The 17,140-nt window shown below is 60.3% G+C and carries 18 protein-coding genes; 12 read left to right on the forward strand and 6 right to left on the reverse strand.

The features are described from left to right. Positions 1-135 precede the first annotated feature (135 nt). Positions 136-807, forward strand: a complete 672-nt coding sequence (locus tag QCBJ_RS24840; protein ID WP_010212220.1) for a response regulator — start codon at positions 136-138, stop codon at positions 805-807. After that, a complete protein-coding gene (locus QCBJ_RS24845) occupies positions 800-2,185 on the forward strand; it encodes a sensor histidine kinase (RefSeq protein WP_093543917.1) in 1,386 nt (461 codons plus the stop codon). Before QCBJ_RS24840 ends, QCBJ_RS24845 begins: the two co-directional genes overlap by 8 nt. Here QCBJ_RS24845 and QCBJ_RS24850 read toward each other — a convergent pair whose 3' ends face one another. Beyond that, positions 2,186-3,007, reverse strand: coding sequence for an HDOD domain-containing protein (locus QCBJ_RS24850; protein WP_012722755.1), 822 nt, complete (start codon positions 3,005-3,007; stop codon positions 2,186-2,188). It lies immediately after the preceding gene. A gap of 36 nt (positions 3,008-3,043) precedes the next feature. Continuing rightward, positions 3,044-3,985 carry a folate-binding protein YgfZ gene (locus QCBJ_RS24855; protein ID WP_102061807.1) on the reverse strand — a complete coding sequence of 314 codons (942 nt, stop codon included), beginning with the start codon at positions 3,983-3,985 and terminating at the stop codon, positions 3,044-3,046. Between the two features lie 140 nt (positions 3,986-4,125). Between QCBJ_RS24855 and QCBJ_RS24860 the strand changes: the two genes are divergently transcribed. Continuing rightward, positions 4,126-4,380 (forward strand): succinate dehydrogenase assembly factor 2, encoded by a 255-nt coding sequence (locus QCBJ_RS24860; protein WP_012722757.1) that lies wholly within the window; start codon positions 4,126-4,128, stop codon positions 4,378-4,380. Further along, on the forward strand, positions 4,364-4,810 hold the full coding sequence (locus tag QCBJ_RS24865; RefSeq protein ID WP_012722758.1) for a protein YgfX: 447 nt from the start codon (positions 4,364-4,366) through the stop codon (positions 4,808-4,810). Before QCBJ_RS24860 ends, QCBJ_RS24865 begins: the two co-directional genes overlap by 17 nt. On the opposite strand, the gene nadB is transcribed toward QCBJ_RS24865, so the two are convergent. Further along, entirely contained in the window at positions 4,779-6,395 is a 1,617-nt protein-coding gene (nadB, locus tag QCBJ_RS24870; RefSeq protein WP_046034526.1) for an L-aspartate oxidase, read from the reverse strand. The genes QCBJ_RS24865 and nadB overlap by 32 nt on opposite strands. A 464-nt stretch (positions 6,396-6,859) precedes the next feature. On the opposite strand from nadB, the gene rpoE reads away from it, so the two are divergent. From rpoE to QCBJ_RS24895, 4 genes are all read left to right on the forward strand, one after another. Continuing rightward, the gene (gene rpoE, locus QCBJ_RS24875; protein WP_003172477.1) at positions 6,860-7,441 is read left to right on the forward strand and encodes an RNA polymerase sigma factor RpoE; all 582 of its coding nucleotides are present in this window, start codon (positions 6,860-6,862) and stop codon (positions 7,439-7,441) included. A 32-nt stretch (positions 7,442-7,473) separates the two neighbouring features. Next, on the forward strand, positions 7,474-8,061 hold the full coding sequence (locus QCBJ_RS24880) for a sigma-E factor negative regulatory protein (protein ID WP_012722767.1): 588 nt from the start codon (positions 7,474-7,476) through the stop codon (positions 8,059-8,061). Positions 8,062-8,076: 15 nt separating this feature from the next. After that, entirely contained in the window at positions 8,077-9,039 is a 963-nt protein-coding gene (locus QCBJ_RS24885; RefSeq protein WP_012722768.1) for a MucB/RseB C-terminal domain-containing protein, read from the forward strand. A 234-nt stretch (positions 9,040-9,273) separates the two neighbouring features. Continuing rightward, a complete protein-coding gene (locus tag QCBJ_RS24895; RefSeq protein ID WP_046034528.1) occupies positions 9,274-10,710 on the forward strand; it encodes a DegQ family serine endoprotease in 1,437 nt (478 codons plus the stop codon). Positions 10,711-10,775: 65 nt separating this feature from the next. Here QCBJ_RS24895 and QCBJ_RS24900 read toward each other — a convergent pair whose 3' ends face one another. Then, on the reverse strand, positions 10,776-12,209 hold the full coding sequence (locus tag QCBJ_RS24900) for a M48 family metalloprotease (RefSeq protein WP_012722770.1): 1,434 nt from the start codon (positions 12,207-12,209) through the stop codon (positions 10,776-10,778). A 95-nt stretch (positions 12,210-12,304) separates the two neighbouring features. On the opposite strand from QCBJ_RS24900, the gene QCBJ_RS24905 reads away from it, so the two are divergent. Then, positions 12,305-12,544 carry a sulfurtransferase TusA family protein gene (locus QCBJ_RS24905; protein ID WP_102061809.1) on the forward strand — a complete coding sequence of 80 codons (240 nt, stop codon included), beginning with the start codon at positions 12,305-12,307 and terminating at the stop codon, positions 12,542-12,544. A gap of 30 nt (positions 12,545-12,574) precedes the next feature. Next, positions 12,575-13,645, forward strand: coding sequence for an AI-2E family transporter (locus tag QCBJ_RS24910; RefSeq protein WP_012722771.1), 1,071 nt, complete (start codon positions 12,575-12,577; stop codon positions 13,643-13,645). 163 nt (positions 13,646-13,808) lie between these two features. On the opposite strand, the gene QCBJ_RS24915 is transcribed toward QCBJ_RS24910, so the two are convergent. Further along, complete coding sequence (locus tag QCBJ_RS24915) at positions 13,809-14,282, reverse strand: peroxiredoxin (RefSeq protein WP_012722772.1); 474 nt, start codon at positions 14,280-14,282, stop codon at positions 13,809-13,811. An 11-nt stretch (positions 14,283-14,293) separates the two neighbouring features. After that, positions 14,294-14,854, reverse strand: a complete 561-nt coding sequence (locus QCBJ_RS24920; protein WP_012722773.1) for a glycine cleavage system protein R — start codon at positions 14,852-14,854, stop codon at positions 14,294-14,296. A 273-nt stretch (positions 14,855-15,127) separates the two neighbouring features. On the opposite strand from QCBJ_RS24920, the gene dapA reads away from it, so the two are divergent. Together dapA and bamC are read left to right on the forward strand one after the other, a co-directional pair. Continuing rightward, positions 15,128-16,006 (forward strand): 4-hydroxy-tetrahydrodipicolinate synthase, encoded by an 879-nt coding sequence (gene dapA, locus QCBJ_RS24925; RefSeq protein ID WP_012722774.1) that lies wholly within the window; start codon positions 15,128-15,130, stop codon positions 16,004-16,006. 17 nt (positions 16,007-16,023) lie between these two features. Then, positions 16,024-17,139 (forward strand): outer membrane protein assembly factor BamC, encoded by a 1,116-nt coding sequence (bamC, locus tag QCBJ_RS24930; RefSeq protein ID WP_012722775.1) that lies wholly within the window; start codon positions 16,024-16,026, stop codon positions 17,137-17,139. The last annotated feature ends 1 nt before the right edge of the window (position 17,140 follow it).

Below are 17,140 nucleotides of genomic sequence, written 5' to 3' on the forward strand. Positions count from 1 at the left end.
CTGGATGCTAAAGGGCGAAGCTTTCACTAACCTTTCAGCTGCCTTTCAATGTTTTCGGGCTTCACAGGGCAGTCGGCGCCTGTAAACTGCCCGGCAAAGCGTGGTGCCAACCACCCCTGACTGAGGTAGAAATCCATGCGTGTCTTGCTGGTTGAAGACCATCTGCAACTCGCTGAAAGTGTCGCGCAAGCGCTCAAGAGCACGGGTTTGACCGTTGACGTGCTGCACGATGGCGTGGCCGCGGACCTGGCCCTGAGCAGTGAGGAATACGCCGCGGCGATCCTCGATGTGGGGCTGCCGCGCATGGACGGTTTCGAGGTGCTCGCGCGCCTTCGGGCCCGTGGGAAAAATCTGCCGGTGCTGATGCTGACGGCGCGCAGTGACGTGAAAGACCGCGTGCACGGCCTGAACCTGGGGGCGGACGACTACCTTGCCAAACCTTTCGAGCTGACGGAGTTGGAGGCGCGGGTCAAGGCGCTGCTGCGGCGCAGCGTGTTGGGTGGCGAGCGTCAGCAGGCCTGTGGTGTGCTGGTATATGACCTCGATACCCGGCGTTTTACCGTGGGCGGCGAGCTGATGACGCTCACTTCCCGTGAGCAAGCGGTGCTTGAGGCGCTGATCGCCCGTCCGGGCCGGGTGATGAGTAAGGAGCAGTTGGCTTCCCAGGTATTCGGCCTGGACGAAGAGGCCAGCCCCGACGCCATCGAAATCTATGTGCATCGACTGCGTAAGAAGCTCGACGGCCAGCCCATCGCCATCGTGACCTTCCGCGGCCTTGGCTACCTGTTGGAAGCCCGCGATGCATAAGCCCAGCAGCCTGCGCTGGCGCCTGTTGTGGAACCTGGCGCTGTTGCTGGTGTTGTTGATGATCGCCAGTGGCCTGAGTGCCTATTGGAATGGTCGCGAGGCCGCCGATACGGCCTACGACCGTACGCTGCTGGCCTCGGCGCGTACCATTGCCGCCGGGTTGACCCAGGTGGACGGTACGCTCAGCGCGAATGTGCCGTATGTCGCGCTCGACACGTTCGCGTACGACAGCGCCGGGCGTATTTACTATCAGGTCAATGACATCAACCAGAAGTTGATCTCCGGCTACGAAAACCTTCCTGGCCCACCGCCGGGTACCCCACGAACCGATGATTACCCGGCCTTGGCACGGTTCTACAACGCCATCTACCAAGGGCAGGAGGTGCGGGTGGTCAGCCTGCTCAAGGCCGTTTCCGAGCCGAACATGAACGGCATGGCGGAGATACGCGTGGCTGAAACCGACGAAGCACGCGTCAGCATGGCCCGCAGCCTGGCAGCGGACACGTTGCTGCGCCTGGGCATGCTTGCGATTGGCGCCTTGTTATTGGTGTGGTTTGCGGTGAGCGCGGCATTGCGCCCGCTGGAGCGATTGCGCACGGCGGTGGAAGAGCGCCAACCCGACGATCTGCGGCCGTTGCCCTTGGTGGAAGTGCAGCACGAGTTTGGCCCGCTGGTGCGGTCCCTCAACCACTTCACCGAGCGCTTGCGCGGCCAGTTCGAGCGCCAGGCGCAGTTTATTGCCGACGCTGCCCATGAGTTGCGTACGCCACTGGCCGCGCTCAAGGCCCGGCTGGAACTGGGCTTGCGTGCCGAAGAGCCCGCCACGTGGCGCAGCACCCTGGAAACCGCCGCCCAGGGCACTGACCGCTTGACTCATCTGGCCAATCAATTGTTGTCCCTGGCCCGCATCGAAAATGGTGCCCGCGCGATTGCCGAGGGTGGCGCACAGTTACTCGACCTCAGCCAATTGGCCCGTGAACTGGGCATGGCCATGGCACCGTTGGCTCACGCACGTGGCGTGGCATTGGCGCTGGAGGCCGATGAGCCGGTGTGGCTGCGCGGTGAGCCCACCCTGTTGAATGAGCTGTTGAGCAACCTGGTGGACAACGCCCTGGCCCACACGCCACCGGGTGGCAATGTGATCCTGCGGGTGACGGCGCCGGCGGTGCTGGAAGTGGAAGATGATGGTCCAGGCATTCCGCTGGACGAGCGGGACCGAGTGTTCGAGCGTTTTTACCGACGCAGTCAGCAGGGCATGGGCTCGGGGCTGGGGTTGGCGATTGTTGGCGAAATCTGCCGGGCGCATCTGGCGCAGATCAGCCTGCACGATGGGGAGCAGGCCGGGTTGAAGGTGCGGGTGAGTTTTATCGCGGGTTGATCAGTAGAACATCGAGCGGGCTTCATCCAACTCGGCCCGCAAGGCGTCGCTGTAGGGGTCGAACCGCAGCTTTTTGATCGCCGGCAGCGTGGAAACCGCTATGTTGGCCAGCGGGTGATCGGTGCCGCGATGGCAATACAGCACGGCGACCTGCACCAGGTCGATGTAGTCGAGGCTGGGCGAATCGCGCTCCAGGTCGAGGTATTGGCCGGGCAGTTTCGCCAGCATTTCCGGGAAGTCCCAGCCACCCAGCAGTTTGTCACCCAGTAACGGGTGGATGCTCTCGATGACGTGGTTGAGGCTGACCGGGTCCGCGAGCAGCTCGTAGTGGTCTTCGGCGTATGTCAGGATGGGCAGCACACCGATCTGGTGCACCAGGCCGCCGAGGGCTGCCTGGTCCGGTTTGAGCTGGCTATGGCTGCGGCACAAGGCGTAACTCACGCCCGCGACTTCGAGGCTGCGGCGCCACACATCACGCATCTTTTGTTCGACCACGTCGGAGCGGGCGTGGAATATCTGCTCCATCACCAGGCCGATCGCCAGGTTACTGCTGTAATTGGTGCCCAGCCGGGTGATGGCGGTGTGCAGGTCGGTGACTTCCTGGGTCGCGCGCAACAACGGGCTGTTGACCACTTTGATCAGGCGCGCCGACAGCGCGGTATCGCGACCGATCACTTTGCTCAAGTGGCTGATGCTGATTTCCGGGTCTTCGGCGGCCTGACGAATGTTCAGGGCCACTTCCGGCAATGTCGGCAGAACCAGGTCATCGTTATCGATGGCCGTCACTAAAGCCTGTTGGACTTTTTCCGCCAGCTTGTTCATTCATGATCTCTAGGGTGTTGCAAAAGGGTGCGGCGACTAACGCTGGATCTCTCGATCACGGTCGAGCGTGTAAGGCAGGTCAAGCAGTTGCAAGCCGGGACCTTCCAGATTGCCTAAATGCACATCGCCACTATCGGCAGCTTCGGCTTGCAATACGGCCAGAAGTTCAACGCTCTGGTCAGCTTTTGCGGCAATGACCACTTCGCCGATCGCGCTGTTATGGCTGGGTGAAAACAGCGGTGTGCCTGGCGCGGGCATTTCAGTCGCATTGAGGCTCAAGCGGTACAGGCGACGTTTGAGTTTGCCCAGATACTGCATGCGCGCGACGATTTCCTGGCCGGTGTAGCAGCCTTTCTTGAAGCTGACGCCGCCCACGGCTTGCAGGTTGAGCATCTGTGGGATGAACAGTTCGCGTGTTTGCGGCATGACCTGGCCGATGCCGGCGCGGATTTGCCCCAGCAGCCATTCATTCAAGTCCGCTTGTTGCAGCCTTTCTGTCAGTTGGCTGCGCACCGTATCGGCGTGCTCGGCGGGCGCCCACAGTTCGGCGCGGCCGGGGGACACACGAACAGCGATCAAGGCATCGGTGCGGGCAACGCTGTCGGTCTCGGCCGGCAGTTCCAGACCAAGGCCGGACAAGGCCTGGTCGGCATTCGCCAGGCCAAAACGCACCCAGGCGGCACTTTCGTCGGTGAGTTTGGATTTGGAGAATACGGCGTATTTCTTCAGGTCTGCCAGTTGCGGTTCCAGCAGCTCGGTGGCCATGGCCAGCAACACGCCGTCACCTTGCAGCAGGATGCGGAAGCTCGACTGCATGCGCCCTTTTTGCGTGCACCGCGCACCAAGGCTCGCCTGGGTGTCGCTCAGGTAATTGAGGTTGCAGGTCAGTTGGCCCTGAAGGAATTTGGCAGCGTCAGTGCCGCGGACGGCGAGAACGCCTTCGTGGGACAGGGGGCAGAAGAAAGCAGAGTCAGCCATGGGTCATCGCAGGTCAAAAAGTCATGGGTGCATCATAGAGGGGCGCCCGGCAAATGGATAGTTTCCGTAGGGGGCGACCAAAGCCGACTGTTCCGGTGCCGTCGGGGCTGTATACTTGCCGCCTATTTGAGGAGCGCTCCATGGTCGAAGAAGTTGAAATCAATCGCCTCTACTGGCACAGCCGTCGTGGCATGCTGGAGTTGGATGTGTTGTTGGTGCCTTTCACCAAGGAAGTGTACGCGACGCTCAACCAGGTGGACCGCGACCTCTACGTCAGGCTGCTGACTTGCGAGGATCAGGACATGTTCGGCTGGTTCATGGAGCGCGCCGAATCTGAAGATCCGGAGCTGCAGCGCATGGTCCGGATGATCCTGGACCGTGTCCAGCCCAAGTAATCGCTTCGAATGCCGCTGGCAGGCCTCACGGCTGTTGCTGGCGGCGTATCTCCTTGCCCAGCTGTTCGCGTTGGGTGCGCTTTCGTTGCTCGATCTGACGTATTCAAGCCTCGCCATGCTGTTATGCCTGGCTCATGCCGCCTGGGTGCTGCCGCGCCATATCCTGCTGACTCACCGTTCGTCGATTCGTGGCCTGCGTCGCGATGACGATGGCTGGTGCCTGTTCAGTGAAGAGCGGGGCTGGCACAGCGTGCAGCTACTTCCCGACAGCCTGGCGTTGCCGCTGGTCGTAGTGCTGCGCTACAGGGTGCAGGGTGGGTGGTGTGCGCGTTCGATGTGTGTGCCCAGGGATGCGCAGGCGGCCGATGTACACCGGCGCCTGCGGGTTCGCCTGAAGTTCAGCCGCCGTAGGTGGTTGGCACCAGGATAGTGTCGCGGGCCTCGGGCAACATCTGGGGGTAGTCGAGGGTGTAATGCAGGCCGCGGCTCTCCTTGCGCTCCATCGCCGAGCGGATCATCAGTTCGGCGACCTGGGCCAGGTTGCGCAATTCGATCAAGTCGCGGCTGACCTTGTAGTTGCTGTAGAACTCGTCGATCTCATCCAGCAGCAGCCGCACCCGGTGTTGCGCGCGTTGCAGGCGCTTGTTGGTGCGCACGATCCCTACGTAGTCCCACATGAATCGGCGCAACTCGTCCCAGTTGTGCGCGATGATCACGTCTTCGTCCGAGTCGGTGACCTGGCTGGCGTCCCAGCGGGGCAGGGCGGCAGGCACCGCAATGCGTGGCAGCTGTTCGAGAATGTCCGCCGCCGCCGAGCGCGCATAGACGAAGCATTCGAGCAGCGAGTTGCTGGCCATGCGGTTGGCTCCGTGCAGGCCGGTGAAGCTGGTTTCACCAATGGCGTACAGGCCGGGCACGTCGGTGCGGCCGTGCTGGTCGACCATCACGCCGCCGCAGGTGTAGTGAGCGGCCGGCACCACCGGGATCGGCCCTTTGGTGATATCGATGTTGAATGCCAGGCAGCGCTCATAAACGGTGGGGAAGTGGGTCTTGATGAAATCTTCGGGTTTGTGGCTGATGTCCAGGTAGACGCAGTCGACGCCCAGGCGTTTCATTTCGTGGTCGATGGCGCGGGCGACGATATCCCGTGGGGCCAGCTCGGCGCGTGGGTCGAAGCGCTGCATGAAGCGTTCGCCGTTGGGCAATTTCAAGTGTGCGCCTTCACCGCGCAGGGCTTCGGTGATCAGGAAGCTCTTGGCCTGCGGGTGATACAGGCAGGTGGGGTGGAACTGGTTGAATTCCAGGTTGGCCACGCGGCAACCGGAGCGCCAGGCCATGGCGATGCCGTCGCCACAGGCGCCGTCGGGGTTGCTGGTATAGAGGTAGACCTTGGCTGCGCCGCCTGACGCCAGGATGGTGAAGCGCGCGCCGTAGGTGTCGACTTCGCCGCTGCCGCGATTGAGCACGTAAGCGCCAAGGCAGCGGTCGCCTTCCAGGCCCAGGCGTTTCTCGGTAATCAGGTCGACGGCGACGCGTTGCTCCAGCAGCTCGATGTTGGGGCGTTGGCGCGCCTGATCGAGCAGGGTTCTGAAGATGGCGGCGCCGGTGGCGTCGGCGGCATGGATGATGCGACGGTGGCTGTGGCCGCCTTCGCGGGTGAGGTGGAATTCGAAGCCGCCGTCGTCGCTGCCTGCGTGTTCGTCACGGGTGAACGGCACGCCCTGATCGATCAGCCATTGGATCGCCTCGCGGCTGTGCTCGACGGTGAATCGCACCGCCTCTTCATTGCACAGGCCGCCACCGGCGTTGAGTGTGTCTTCGACGTGAGATTGCACTGTGTCGGTGTCGTCCAGCACGGCGGCGACACCGCCCTGGGCCCAGAATGTCGAGCCGTTGGCCAGGTCGCCTTTGCTCAGGACCGCAATGCGCAGGTGGCCCGGGAGGGTCAGCGCAAGGCTCAAACCGGCCGCGCCGCTGCCGATCACCAGGACATCGTGTTGAAACTGTTGGCTCATTGGAAGGATTCCGCAAAAAGCGATCCGAAGAGGGGGCGCAAACAGGACGCCTGGATCGGCGAATCAAAGGGTCACACGGGCTACTAGTATATAGAGGGGTGGAGCGGCACAATAGCCGGGCATTCGTGGCAATGTGAGATTACGGTGCACAGCTTGGGGTAAAATCGGCTGGTTATTGAAGCGGGAACTTTTTGCATAAGCCTCGACTCAATAGCAGGTTGCCCGAAAGCTGGGAAAACGTTGAGTTTATTGGCCCGTCGGGAGCATTGGACGCGTCAGAAAACCGACGACAAGATTATTCGCGCAGTCGGCGTTGCCCGTACTGCGTTTTTCGTGTGTGCCAAATCAGTGCGTGCCGGAAACTTGCTTGAAGGGGGAGAACTTTTGCGAAAAGACCGAGTCTATGTTTGCAAGCCTGATCGTTTAGTTATGCAAGCCTCCTTCAAGTACAACGAGGAGTGTTCATGCTAACCCAGGAAGAGGATCAGCAGCTGGTCGAGCGCGTTCAACGCGGCGACAAGCGAGCTTTTGATCTGCTAGTGCTGAAATACCAGCACAAAATTCTCGGGTTGATCGTGCGGTTTGTGCACGACACCCATGAAGCGCAGGACGTTGCACAGGAGGCCTTTATCAAGGCTTACCGTGCGCTTGGTAATTTTCGCGGTGACAGTGCGTTTTACACGTGGCTCTACCGCATCGCCATCAACACGGCGAAGAACTATCTGGTGTCTCGCGGACGCCGCCCACCAGATAGCGATGTAAGTTCAGAAGATGCGGAATTTTACGATGGTGATCACGGCCTCAAGGATCTCGAGTCGCCGGAGCGTGCATTGCTGCGCGACGAGATCGAAGGCACCGTTCATCGCACAATTCAGCAACTGCCAGAAGATTTACGTACGGCGTTAACTTTACGTGAATTCGATGGTCTGAGTTACGAAGACATTGCGAGCGTCATGCAGTGTCCGGTGGGGACTGTAAGGTCACGGATTTTCCGGGCCCGGGAAGCCATCGATAAAGCCTTGCAACCGTTGTTGCAAGAGAACTAAAGACAGCGGCGACAGCCAAGAGAGGAACCGCCATGAGTCGTGATGCCCTGCAGGAATCGCTGTCCGCAGTGATGGATAACGAAGCGGATGAACTGGAACTTCGTCGAGTGCTCAATGCATTTGATGATGCCGAAACCCGTGACACCTGGTCTCGTTACCAAGTCGCTCGGGCGGTGATGCACAAGGATCTTCTAATCCCTCGTCTGGATATTGCTGCGGCTGTTTCTGCTGCGCTGGCTGATGAAGCCGTTCCGGCTAAAGCTACTCGTGGTCCATGGCGTAGCCTGGGTCGCCTGGCAGTTGCAGCCTCGGTGACTGTTGCCGTGTTGGCCGGTGTTCGCCTGTACAATCAAGACGAAATCGCGGGTGCCGAGCTCGCCCAACAGACTCAGCAGCCGGTCATGGCCGGTCCGCAAGTCAAAGGCCCAGCGGTACTGGCCGGCTACAAGGAAAGCTCCGACACCACCGGCCCTATGGCTAACGGTGTGTTGCAAGGGCAATCCGGCTGGCAAGACCAGCGTCTTCCAGGTTACCTGCGTCAACACGCACAGGAATCAGCCCTGAAAGGCACTGAAAGCGCTCTGCCATACGCTCGCGCAGCAAGTCTGGAAAACCGCTAATCCGTAAGGAGCTCTATGCGAGCCATACCGCTCCTTACGCTTTTGCTCAGTAGTTGGTTTGCACTCCCCGCCCACGCCGATGAAGCCCAAGATTGGCTGACTCGACTTGGGCGTGCAGAGCAGCAGCAGAGCTTTCAAGGTACGTTCGTCTACGAACGTAACGGCAGTTTTTCTACCCATGACATCTGGCATCGTGTCCAGAATGGTCAAGTCCGTGAGCGGCTCTTGCAACTCGACGGTTCCGCCCAGGAAGTCGTGCGGTTGGACGGTCGTACACAATGTGTCAGCGGCACCCTCGTCGCAGGCTTGGGCAACTCACGTGATGCACCTTCACGTGCGCTGGATCCGCAAAAACTCAATGAATTCTACGAACTGGCCGTCATTGGCAAATCCCGTGTGGCCGGTAGAAATGCGGTCATCGTATCGATCACGCCGCGTGACCAGTACCGTTATGGGTTTGAATTGCACTTGGATCGAGAGACCGCGCTGCCGCTCAAATCCCTGTTGTTGAACGACCAAGGGCAATTGCTGGAGCGCTTCCAGTTCACGCGGTTGGATACCTCGCAGGTACCTGACGAACGTGATCTGCAACCTAGTGGTGAATGCACGCCTATCGCCGTCGCTAATGGCAAGGCGCCAGAAGTGCAGTCTACCGAGACTTGGCATATGGAGTGGTTGCCACCCGGTTTTCAACTGACCCGTAGCAGCGCCCACAAAGACACCCACACCAAAGCGACGGTCGACAGCCTGATGTATGAAGACGGGCTGGCGCGTTTCTCGGTGTTCCTTGAGCCGATCAGCGATGTGAGCGTGACCGAAACCCGCACTCAGCTGGGCCCTACGGTTGCAGTATCGCGTCGCCTCAATACGGTGGACGGCGAGATGATGGTGACGGTGGTGGGTGAGATACCCATCGGCACCGCAGAACGTATCGCGTTGTCGGTGCGCGGTGAAAAAAAGCCAGTCCCCCAGCCGTGAGTCGTTAATCCTATGTTCATCCTGACCTTTCACTGTATTTCCATGCCAGGTTGGCTGCCGAGAGCATGAAATGTCTGGATCAGCATTTTCACTTGCAAAAATCCTTCATGTTTTTTATAGGTCAGGGCTTGTCGGCTCTGGCCTTGATTTGTTCGCGGAACAAAGATGTCGGTCGCAGTTTTCGGCGTTTCTTGAACCCTGTCGCTCAACCCTGCTCGTCGTAACGGGAGCTGTATGTCGATACCACGTTTGAAGTCTTACCTATCCATAGTCGCCACAGTGTTGGTGCTGGGTCAGGCCTTACCTGCGCAAGCAGTCGAGCTGCCTGACTTCACCCAATTGGTTGAGCAAGCCTCGCCTGCAGTTGTGAATATCAGTACCACGCAAAAACTGCCGGATCGCAAAGTCTCCAACCAGCAGATGCCGGACCTGGAAGGCCTGCCACCGATGCTGCGCGAGTTCTTCGAGCGTGGCATGCCGCAACAGCGCGCACCGCGCGGCGGCGGTGGTCAACGTGAAGCTCAGTCCCTGGGCTCGGGCTTCATCATCTCGCCGGATGGCTATATCCTCACCAACAATCACGTGATTGCCGACGCCGATGAGATTCTCGTGCGCCTGGCTGATCGCAGTGAGCTGAAAGCCAAGCTGGTCGGCACCGATCCACGTTCCGATGTGGCTTTGCTGAAAATCGAAGGCAAAGACCTGCCTGTGCTGAAACTGGGTAAATCCCAGGACCTGAAAGCCGGCCAGTGGGTGGTTGCCATCGGTTCGCCGTTCGGTTTTGACCATACCGTTACCCAAGGCATCGTCAGCGCCATCGGCCGCAGCTTGCCGAACGAAAACTACGTGCCGTTCATCCAGACCGACGTGCCGATCAACCCAGGTAACTCTGGTGGTCCGCTGTTCAACCTGGCGGGCGAAGTGGTGGGCATCAACTCGCAGATCTACACGCGTTCCGGTGGTTTCATGGGTGTCTCGTTCGCGATCCCGATCGACGTCGCCATGGATGTTTCCAATCAACTGAAAAGCGGTGGCAAGGTCAGTCGTGGTTGGTTGGGTGTGGTCATCCAGGAAGTGAACAAAGACCTGGCTGAGTCCTTTGGCCTCGACAAACCGGCCGGTGCCCTGGTCGCGCAGATCCAGGACGACGGTCCGGCTGCCAAAGGTGGCCTGCAAGTCGGCGACGTGATCCTGAGCATGAACGGCCAGCCGATCGTCATGTCGGCCGACCTGCCGCATCTGGTAGGCGCACTCAAGGCTGGCAGCAAGGCCAAGCTGGAAGTGATCCGCGAAGGCAAGCGCCAGAATGTTGAGCTGACGGTGGGCGCCATCCCTGAAGAAGGCGCAACGCTGGATGCACTGGGTAACGCCAAGCCAGGTGCCGAGCGCAGCAGCAATCGCCTGGGTATCGCCGTGGCCGAGTTGACCGATGAGCAGAAGAAGAGCTTCGACCTCAAGAGCGGCGTCGTGATCAAGGAAGTGCAGGACGGGCCTGCCTCCCTCATCGGCCTGCAGCCGGGTGACGTGATTACGCACCTGAACAACCAGGCAATCGACAACACCAAGCAATTCACCGACATCGCCAAGGCGTTGCCGAAGAACCGTTCGGTGTCGATGCGCGTGCTGCGCCAGGGGCGTGCCAGCTTCATTACCTTCAAACTGGCTGAGTAAATCGGTAAAAACAAAAAGCCCCGCCTTCGTTTAACGAGGGCGGGGCTTTTTTGTGCCTGGTAGGTTTAGCTCATCATCCCTTTAACCAGGCGTTCCTGCTCGATCAACTCACGCTGGCGTGCGTCGATGCGCGACGACAGTGGGAAATTGTTACCGGCCCGACGCTTGGCAAAGTCCAATTGCTGAATGGCCTGCTGGAAATCACCCACCAACGCAAAGTATTCGGCGCGGGCCTGATGCAGGCCGATGATGTTGCCGGACAACCCGCGTGTTTCGGCGACCTGGTACCAGACGTCCGGATCATCCGGGCGCGACTTGAGCAAGCTGTCCAACGCCTTTTCCGCGTCCGCCGTGCGGTTCTGCTTGAGCAGCAGATCCACGCGCACCTGATTCAACGGATAGTTGCCCGGATATTGGGTCAGCATCCGATCCGTCCGTTGCTGGGCATCCGGCAGGCGGCTGTTGTCGATGTCCAATTGGATCTGCGCCAGGTTGTAAGTGATGTCGTTGGGCGCCTTGGCCAGCAGCGCCGCCAGGTTTTCCCGTGCCTGCTTGAACTGAGAACCTTTGATTTGTGCGATAGCCAGGCCGTAGCGCGCCACATCATTCTTCGGGTTCTCGTCCAACTGCGCCTGGAAGCGCTTGGCGGCGAGGCCCGAGGTGTCTTCGTATTGCAACTGCACCCGCGCGCGAATCAGCTGATAGCGCAGGCTGTCTTCCTTGCCACCAGGCTTGGACTGCTCGGCACGGTTGCGGGTGTCGGCGATCCGCGATTCGGTGACTGGGTGCGTCAGCAGGAATTCCGGTGGCTTGGCATCGAAGCGGTACTGGCGCATCAGGCGCTCGAACATGGTCGGCATGGAGCGCGGGTCGTAACCGGCTTTTTCCAGGTTGAGGATGCCGATGCGGTCCGCTTCCTGTTCGTTCTGGCGGGAGAACCGTCGTTGTTCCTGGATCGCGGCGGCCTGGGTGCCGGCAATGGCGGCGATACCGGCATCACCGGCACCGGCGGCTGCCGCGATGATGCCGCCGAGCAGCGCGGCCATCATCGGGATCTGCATGCGCTGTTGCGCTTCAACGCCACGGGCGAAGTGGCGTTGGGACAAGTGCGCCAGTTCGTGAGCCAGTACCGAGGCATATTCGCCTTCGGTCTGGGCGTTGAGGAACAGGCCGCCGTTCACACCGACAATCCCGCCAGGCGCGGCGAAGGCGTTCAGTTGCGGGCTGTTGATGAGGATGAACTCCAGGCGCCGGTCGTTGACCTGGCTGGTCTCCACCAGTTTGTACACGCTGGTCTCGACGTAGTCCTTGAGTTGCGGGTCGTTGAGCTGCGAGACCTGGCCCCGCAGGTAAGCCAGCCACGCACGGCCCAGCTGGTATTCCTGTTGTGGCGAGACAATGGCAGAACTGGCGTCGCCAAGTGACGGTAGGTCGTCAGCGAAGCCTGGGGAGGCCAGCAGGCAAGCCAGCGTCAGCAGGGTAGGGCGCAAAAAAGTCATGCACAGAGCCTTTCGACAAAGAGCTTACTGTAGCCGGACACTGAGCTTCGGACCAGATATTCTAAGCAACCCAAACGCGTGCCCGGAGTAAAAACATGACCGACGCTTTAGCCTTTGATGCCGAACTCGATGCCAGCGGCCTCAATTGCCCGTTGCCCTTGCTCAAGGCCAAGCTGGAACTCAATCGTTTGGCCAGTGGCGCAGTGCTTAAGGTGATCGCCACGGACGCTGGCTCCCAGCGCGACTTTCGAACCTTTGCCAAACTGGCCGGCCACACCCTGCTGCATGAAGAAGACGCCGCCGGTGTGTACCGCTATTGGTTGCGCAAGGCCTGAACCGTTTGCCCCACCACCCGAGGTTGATTGATGTTCAAAGTGTTACGAGACTGGATTCAGCGCTACTTCTCCGATGAGGAGGCCGTGGTGCTGGCGGTCCTGCTGTTTCTGGCCTTTACGGCCGTGCTCACCTTGGGCGGCATGCTGGCGCCCGTATTGGCGGGGATGGTGCTGGCTTACCTGATGCAGGGCCTGGTGACCACGCTGGAACGCTTGCGCTTGCCGGGCGGTGCTGCGGTGGGGCTGGTCTTTGCCTTGTTCATGGGCCTGTTGGTGCTGTTTATCGTGGTGGTATTGCCGTTGTTATGGCATCAGCTGATCACGCTGTTCAATGAGTTGCCGGGCATGCTCGCTAAGTGGCAATCGCTGTTGTTGCTGTTGCCGGAGCGCTACCCGCATCTGGTGTCGGACGAGCAGGTGTTGCAAGCCATCGAAGTGGCGCGTGGCGAGATCGGAAAATTCGGCCAGTGGGCGCTGACCTTTTCCTTGTCCAGCCTGCCGCTGCTGGTCAACATCATGATCTACCTGGTGCTGGTGCCGATCCTGGTGTTCTTCTTCCTCAAGGACCGCGCCATGATCGGTCGCTGGGTACGTGGCTATCTGCCCCGCGAGCGCGCGCTGATCACACGCGTGGCCGAAGAGATGAACCGGCAGATCGCCAACTACATCCGTGGCAAGGTTATCGAGATCATCATCTGCGGGGGCGTGACCTACATCGCGTTTATCGCCCTGGACCTGAACTACGCGGCCTTGCTGGCGTTGCTGGTCGGCATTTCAGTGGTGGTACCGTACGTCGGCGCCGTGGTGGTGACCGTGCCCGTGACCCTGATCGCCTTGTTCCAGTGGGGGTGGAGCGATCAGTTCATCTACCTGATGGCGGTATACGGGATCATCCAGACGCTGGATGGCAACGTGCTGGTGCCGCTGCTGTTCTCTGAGGCGGTCAACCTGCACCCAGTGGCGATAATCTGCGCAGTGCTGTTGTTTGGTGGGCTGTGGGGTTTCTGGGGCGTGTTTTTTGCGATCCCGCTGGCAACACTGTTCAAGGCGGTGCTGGATGCATGGCCACGGCAAGAGCCGGTGGTAGCGCCGTTGTTGTAGCGGCACAAATAACTTACTGTAGTGAGCGGGCTTGCCCCGCGCCGGGCTGCGCAGCAGCCCCAATACAGCCGCCGCAGTCTTTCAGATAAAACGCGATTGCAGGTTTTAGGGCTGCTTCGCAGCCCAGCGCGGGGCAAGCCCGCTCACTACAAAAGCCCGCGTTTCAGGCTTTGTTTAAAGCCTGTGCTGCCGCCAATACGGCATCCACATGGCCTGGCACCTTCACGCCGCGCCATTCCTGACGCAGCACACCTTCGCTGTCGATCAGAAAGGTGCTGCGGTCCACACCCAAGTATTCCTTGCCGTACAGCTTCTTCAACTTGATCACATCAAACAGCTGGCAAACCGCTTCATCCTTGTCGCTGATCAGCTCGAAGGGGAATTCCTGCTTGCCCTTGAAGTTCTCGTGGGACTTCACGCTGTCGCGCGACACGCCGAACACTTCGGTGTTGGCCGCCTTGAACGCTGCGTACTGGTCGCGAAAGCCCTGGCCCTCGGTGGTGCAACCCGGCGTGCTGTCCTTCGGATAGAAGTAGATCACCACTTGCTTGCCCTTGAGGGCTGCGAGGCTGAAGGTCTGGCCGCTGGTGGCCTGGGCTTCGAAATCGGCTACAGGTTTGTCGATGACTACCGTCATGAAAAACTTCCTTACATTGGGTTCTGTGGGCGCCATGGCTCGATCAAGGCGTCGAGGTTCAGGGCATCGGCGAAATCCAGGAACTGGTCGCGCAGCCAACTGATCTGCACGCCAGCCGGCAAGGTCACGGTAAACGTGGCGTTCAACATGGTGCCGCCGGTTTGCGGGGCCAGGTAGGTGTCGCAGGTCAGGTTCTCCAGTTCGACGTTGTGGTCGATGAAGAACTGGCACAGCTCGTTGACGATGTCCGAGCGATAGGCGGAACTGACATAGGCGACATAAGGCAGGGCCTGGGGACGATTCTCCAGGGCAGCACTGCGTACCACATTGACGGTGAAATCATGCTTCTTGGCCAGGCCCGGCAGGCCCGTCTCCAGGCGCGCCAGGGCATCCCATGTGCCGGAGATCTGCAAGACCAGCGCGCTGCACTCGCCATGGCGGGTCAGGCGGGAGGTCACGACGGCGCAGCGGTTTTCATGGCTGGCGCGGCACAGGACGTTGGTCAGCTCCATGGGGTTGGCGCCGAGGGCACTGATAACAAGGAATTGTTCGCGAACTGTGGGGGTGGACATGCAGCCTTCCTAAAACGATGAGCGGTCGATACCGTGAGGGCTGTATCGATCAAAGGATGAAGGGTAGCGAAAACCGCCGCCAAGGGATAGGAGGTGGCGTTTTCATTACGTGATCGGTCTGATTTCATCGTGCGTCAGAGCATGCTTTTGTCCAATGATGGCATTGCCCGTCGTTTAGTTGCGCCAGAACGCATCCTCACGCGGTACTTCGCTTGTACAAGCATCTTGGCGCCAGTACCATTACGGCTCTCTTTTTCCGGCAGGAGCGGTTGCATGATTGCGGGCAGTATGGTGGCACTGGTCACACCCATGGATGCACAAGGTCGTCTCGACTGGGACAGCCTGGGCAAACTGGTGGACTTCCACCTGCAAGAAGGCACCAACGCCATCGTGGCGGTCGGCACCACCGGTGAATCGGCCACCCTTGATGTGGAAGAACACATCCAGGTGATCGAATTCGTGGTCAAGCGTGTCGCGGGCCGTATCGCCGTGATCGCTGGTACGGGCGCCAACTCGACGCGTGAAGCGATCGAGCTGACCAAAAACGCCAAGAAGGCGGGTGCCGATGCCTGCCTGCTGGTGACCCCGTACTACAACAAGCCGACCCAGGAAGGCTTGTACCAGCACTTCCGCGCCATTGCCGAAGCGGTCGCTATCCCGCAGATCCTCTATAACGTGCCGGGTCGTACCGCGTGCGACATGAAGGCCGAGACCGTGATCCGCCTGTCCACCGTGCCGAACATCATCGGTATCAAGGAAGCCACCGGCGACCTGCAGCGCGCCAAGGACATCTTGGCCGGCGTGAGCAGCGATTTCCTGGTGTATTCCGGTGACGACGCCACCGCGGTCGAGCTGATCCTGTTGGGCGGTAAAGGCAATATCTCCGTGACCGCCAACGTGGCCCCGCGTGCCATGAGCGACATGTGCGCCGCCGCCATTGCTGGCGACGCCGTGACCGCCCGCGCGATCCACGAGAAGCTGATGCCGCTCAACAAGACACTGTTTATCGAATCCAACCCTATTCCCGTGAAGTGGGCGCTGACTGAAATGGGCATGATGCCGGACGGTATCCGTCTGCCGCTCACCCGTCTCAGCGAAGCCTGTCACGAACCGCTGCGACAGGCCCTGCGCCAGTCCGGCGTCCTGGTTTAATTGAGGAAGCACTACGCATGAAGCGATTGGCCGGACTTTCCGCACTTGCCTTGATTATCTCCAGCACCAGTGGCTGCGGTTGGATCTGGGGCCCGGAAGGCTACTTCCGTGACCGCGGCAGCGATTACCTGGAAGCACAACCCACCAAACCGATGGAATTGCCGCCGGGCGTCAACGTCGCCAAGCGCCTTGACCCGTTGCTGCCGATCCCGCGCAACGTCGCCGACGACACCACCAAAGGTGAATACGTGGTGCCACGTCCACAGCCGATCTCGGCCGTGGCGGATGCCAGCGACTACAGCCTGCAGAAGAGCGGCGACTCCCGCTGGATCGTGGCCCAGCGTCCACCTGCCGAAGTCTGGCCAGTGGCGGTGCAGTTCTTCCAGGACAACGGTTTCCGTATCGACGAGCAGCGCCCGCAGACCGGTGAATTCACCACGGCATGGCAGCAGGGCAGCGAATTGTCCGCCACCATGGCCAAGCGCCTGCAGGCCGGTGGTGTAGCTGCCGACAGCGAAGCCCGTGTGCGTGTGCGCATCGAGCCAGGCGTGCAGCGTAATACCAGTGAAGTCTACGTGGTCAGCGCCGAGCGTCCTGCCGGCAGCACCGCCAACGTTGATTTCACCAACCGCTCGGTCAACACCGGCGTCGACTCGGCACTGGTCGACGAAATGCTGGCCAGCATGAGCCGTATCTCCGAGAAGGGCGGCTCCGTGTCCCTGCTCGCCGCCCGTGATTACGACACCCCAAGCCGCGTCAGCCTCACCGAAGACGGCAGCGGCAACGTGGTGCTGAACCTGGGTGAAGACCTCGATCGCGCCTGGGCCAGTGTCGGCCGCGCGTTGGAGCAGGGCCCTTGGCGCGTAGAAGACATCAACCGCAGCCTCGGCCTGTACTACATCAACGTGGCTGAAAAGGCCGAGCGTAAAGATGAAGAGCCCGGTTTCTTCGGCAAGCTGTTCGGTAGTAAGCCGACCAAGGAAGAAATCGAGACTCGCGCCGAGCGTTACCAGGTTCGTTTGAGCAAGGTTGGCGAAAGCGTGCAGGTTACCGTCGAGAAGAACATCAATACCGTTGCGCCCGCTGAAACAGCGCGCAAAGTGTTGGGCGTGATTCAAGACAACCTGGGCTGAT

The sequence above is a fragment of the Pseudomonas sp. QC2 genome (genome assembly GCF_002859085.1).
Taxonomy (GTDB): domain Bacteria; phylum Pseudomonadota; class Gammaproteobacteria; order Pseudomonadales; family Pseudomonadaceae; genus Aquipseudomonas; species Aquipseudomonas petroselini.

Coding starts and splice junctions, on each gene's coding strand:
- QCBJ_RS24860 (WP_012722757.1), top strand. CDS start 4,126: ATGGTCGAAGAAGTTGAAATCAATCGCCTCTACTGGCACAGCCGTCGT.
- bamC (WP_012722775.1), top strand. CDS start 16,024: ATGAAGCGATTGGCCGGACTTTCCGCACTTGCCTTGATTATCTCCAGC.
- dapA (WP_012722774.1), top strand. CDS start 15,128: ATGATTGCGGGCAGTATGGTGGCACTGGTCACACCCATGGATGCACAA.
- QCBJ_RS24915 (WP_012722772.1), bottom strand. CDS start 14,282: ATGACGGTAGTCATCGACAAACCTGTAGCCGATTTCGAAGCCCAGGCC.
- QCBJ_RS24880 (WP_012722767.1), top strand. CDS start 7,474: ATGAGTCGTGATGCCCTGCAGGAATCGCTGTCCGCAGTGATGGATAAC.
- QCBJ_RS24900 (WP_012722770.1), bottom strand. CDS start 12,209: ATGACTTTTTTGCGCCCTACCCTGCTGACGCTGGCTTGCCTGCTGGCC.
- QCBJ_RS24910 (WP_012722771.1), top strand. CDS start 12,575: ATGTTCAAAGTGTTACGAGACTGGATTCAGCGCTACTTCTCCGATGAG.
- rpoE (WP_003172477.1), top strand. CDS start 6,860: ATGCTAACCCAGGAAGAGGATCAGCAGCTGGTCGAGCGCGTTCAACGC.
- QCBJ_RS24845 (WP_093543917.1), top strand. CDS start 800: ATGCATAAGCCCAGCAGCCTGCGCTGGCGCCTGTTGTGGAACCTGGCG.
- QCBJ_RS24920 (WP_012722773.1), bottom strand. CDS start 14,854: ATGTCCACCCCCACAGTTCGCGAACAATTCCTTGTTATCAGTGCCCTC.
- nadB (WP_046034526.1), bottom strand. CDS start 6,395: ATGAGCCAACAGTTTCAACACGATGTCCTGGTGATCGGCAGCGGCGCG.
- QCBJ_RS24850 (WP_012722755.1), bottom strand. CDS start 3,007: ATGAACAAGCTGGCGGAAAAAGTCCAACAGGCTTTAGTGACGGCCATC.
- QCBJ_RS24905 (WP_102061809.1), top strand. CDS start 12,305: ATGACCGACGCTTTAGCCTTTGATGCCGAACTCGATGCCAGCGGCCTC.
- QCBJ_RS24840 (WP_010212220.1), top strand. CDS start 136: ATGCGTGTCTTGCTGGTTGAAGACCATCTGCAACTCGCTGAAAGTGTC.
- QCBJ_RS24895 (WP_046034528.1), top strand. CDS start 9,274: ATGTCGATACCACGTTTGAAGTCTTACCTATCCATAGTCGCCACAGTG.
- QCBJ_RS24855 (WP_102061807.1), bottom strand. CDS start 3,985: ATGGCTGACTCTGCTTTCTTCTGCCCCCTGTCCCACGAAGGCGTTCTC.
- QCBJ_RS24885 (WP_012722768.1), top strand. CDS start 8,077: ATGCGAGCCATACCGCTCCTTACGCTTTTGCTCAGTAGTTGGTTTGCA.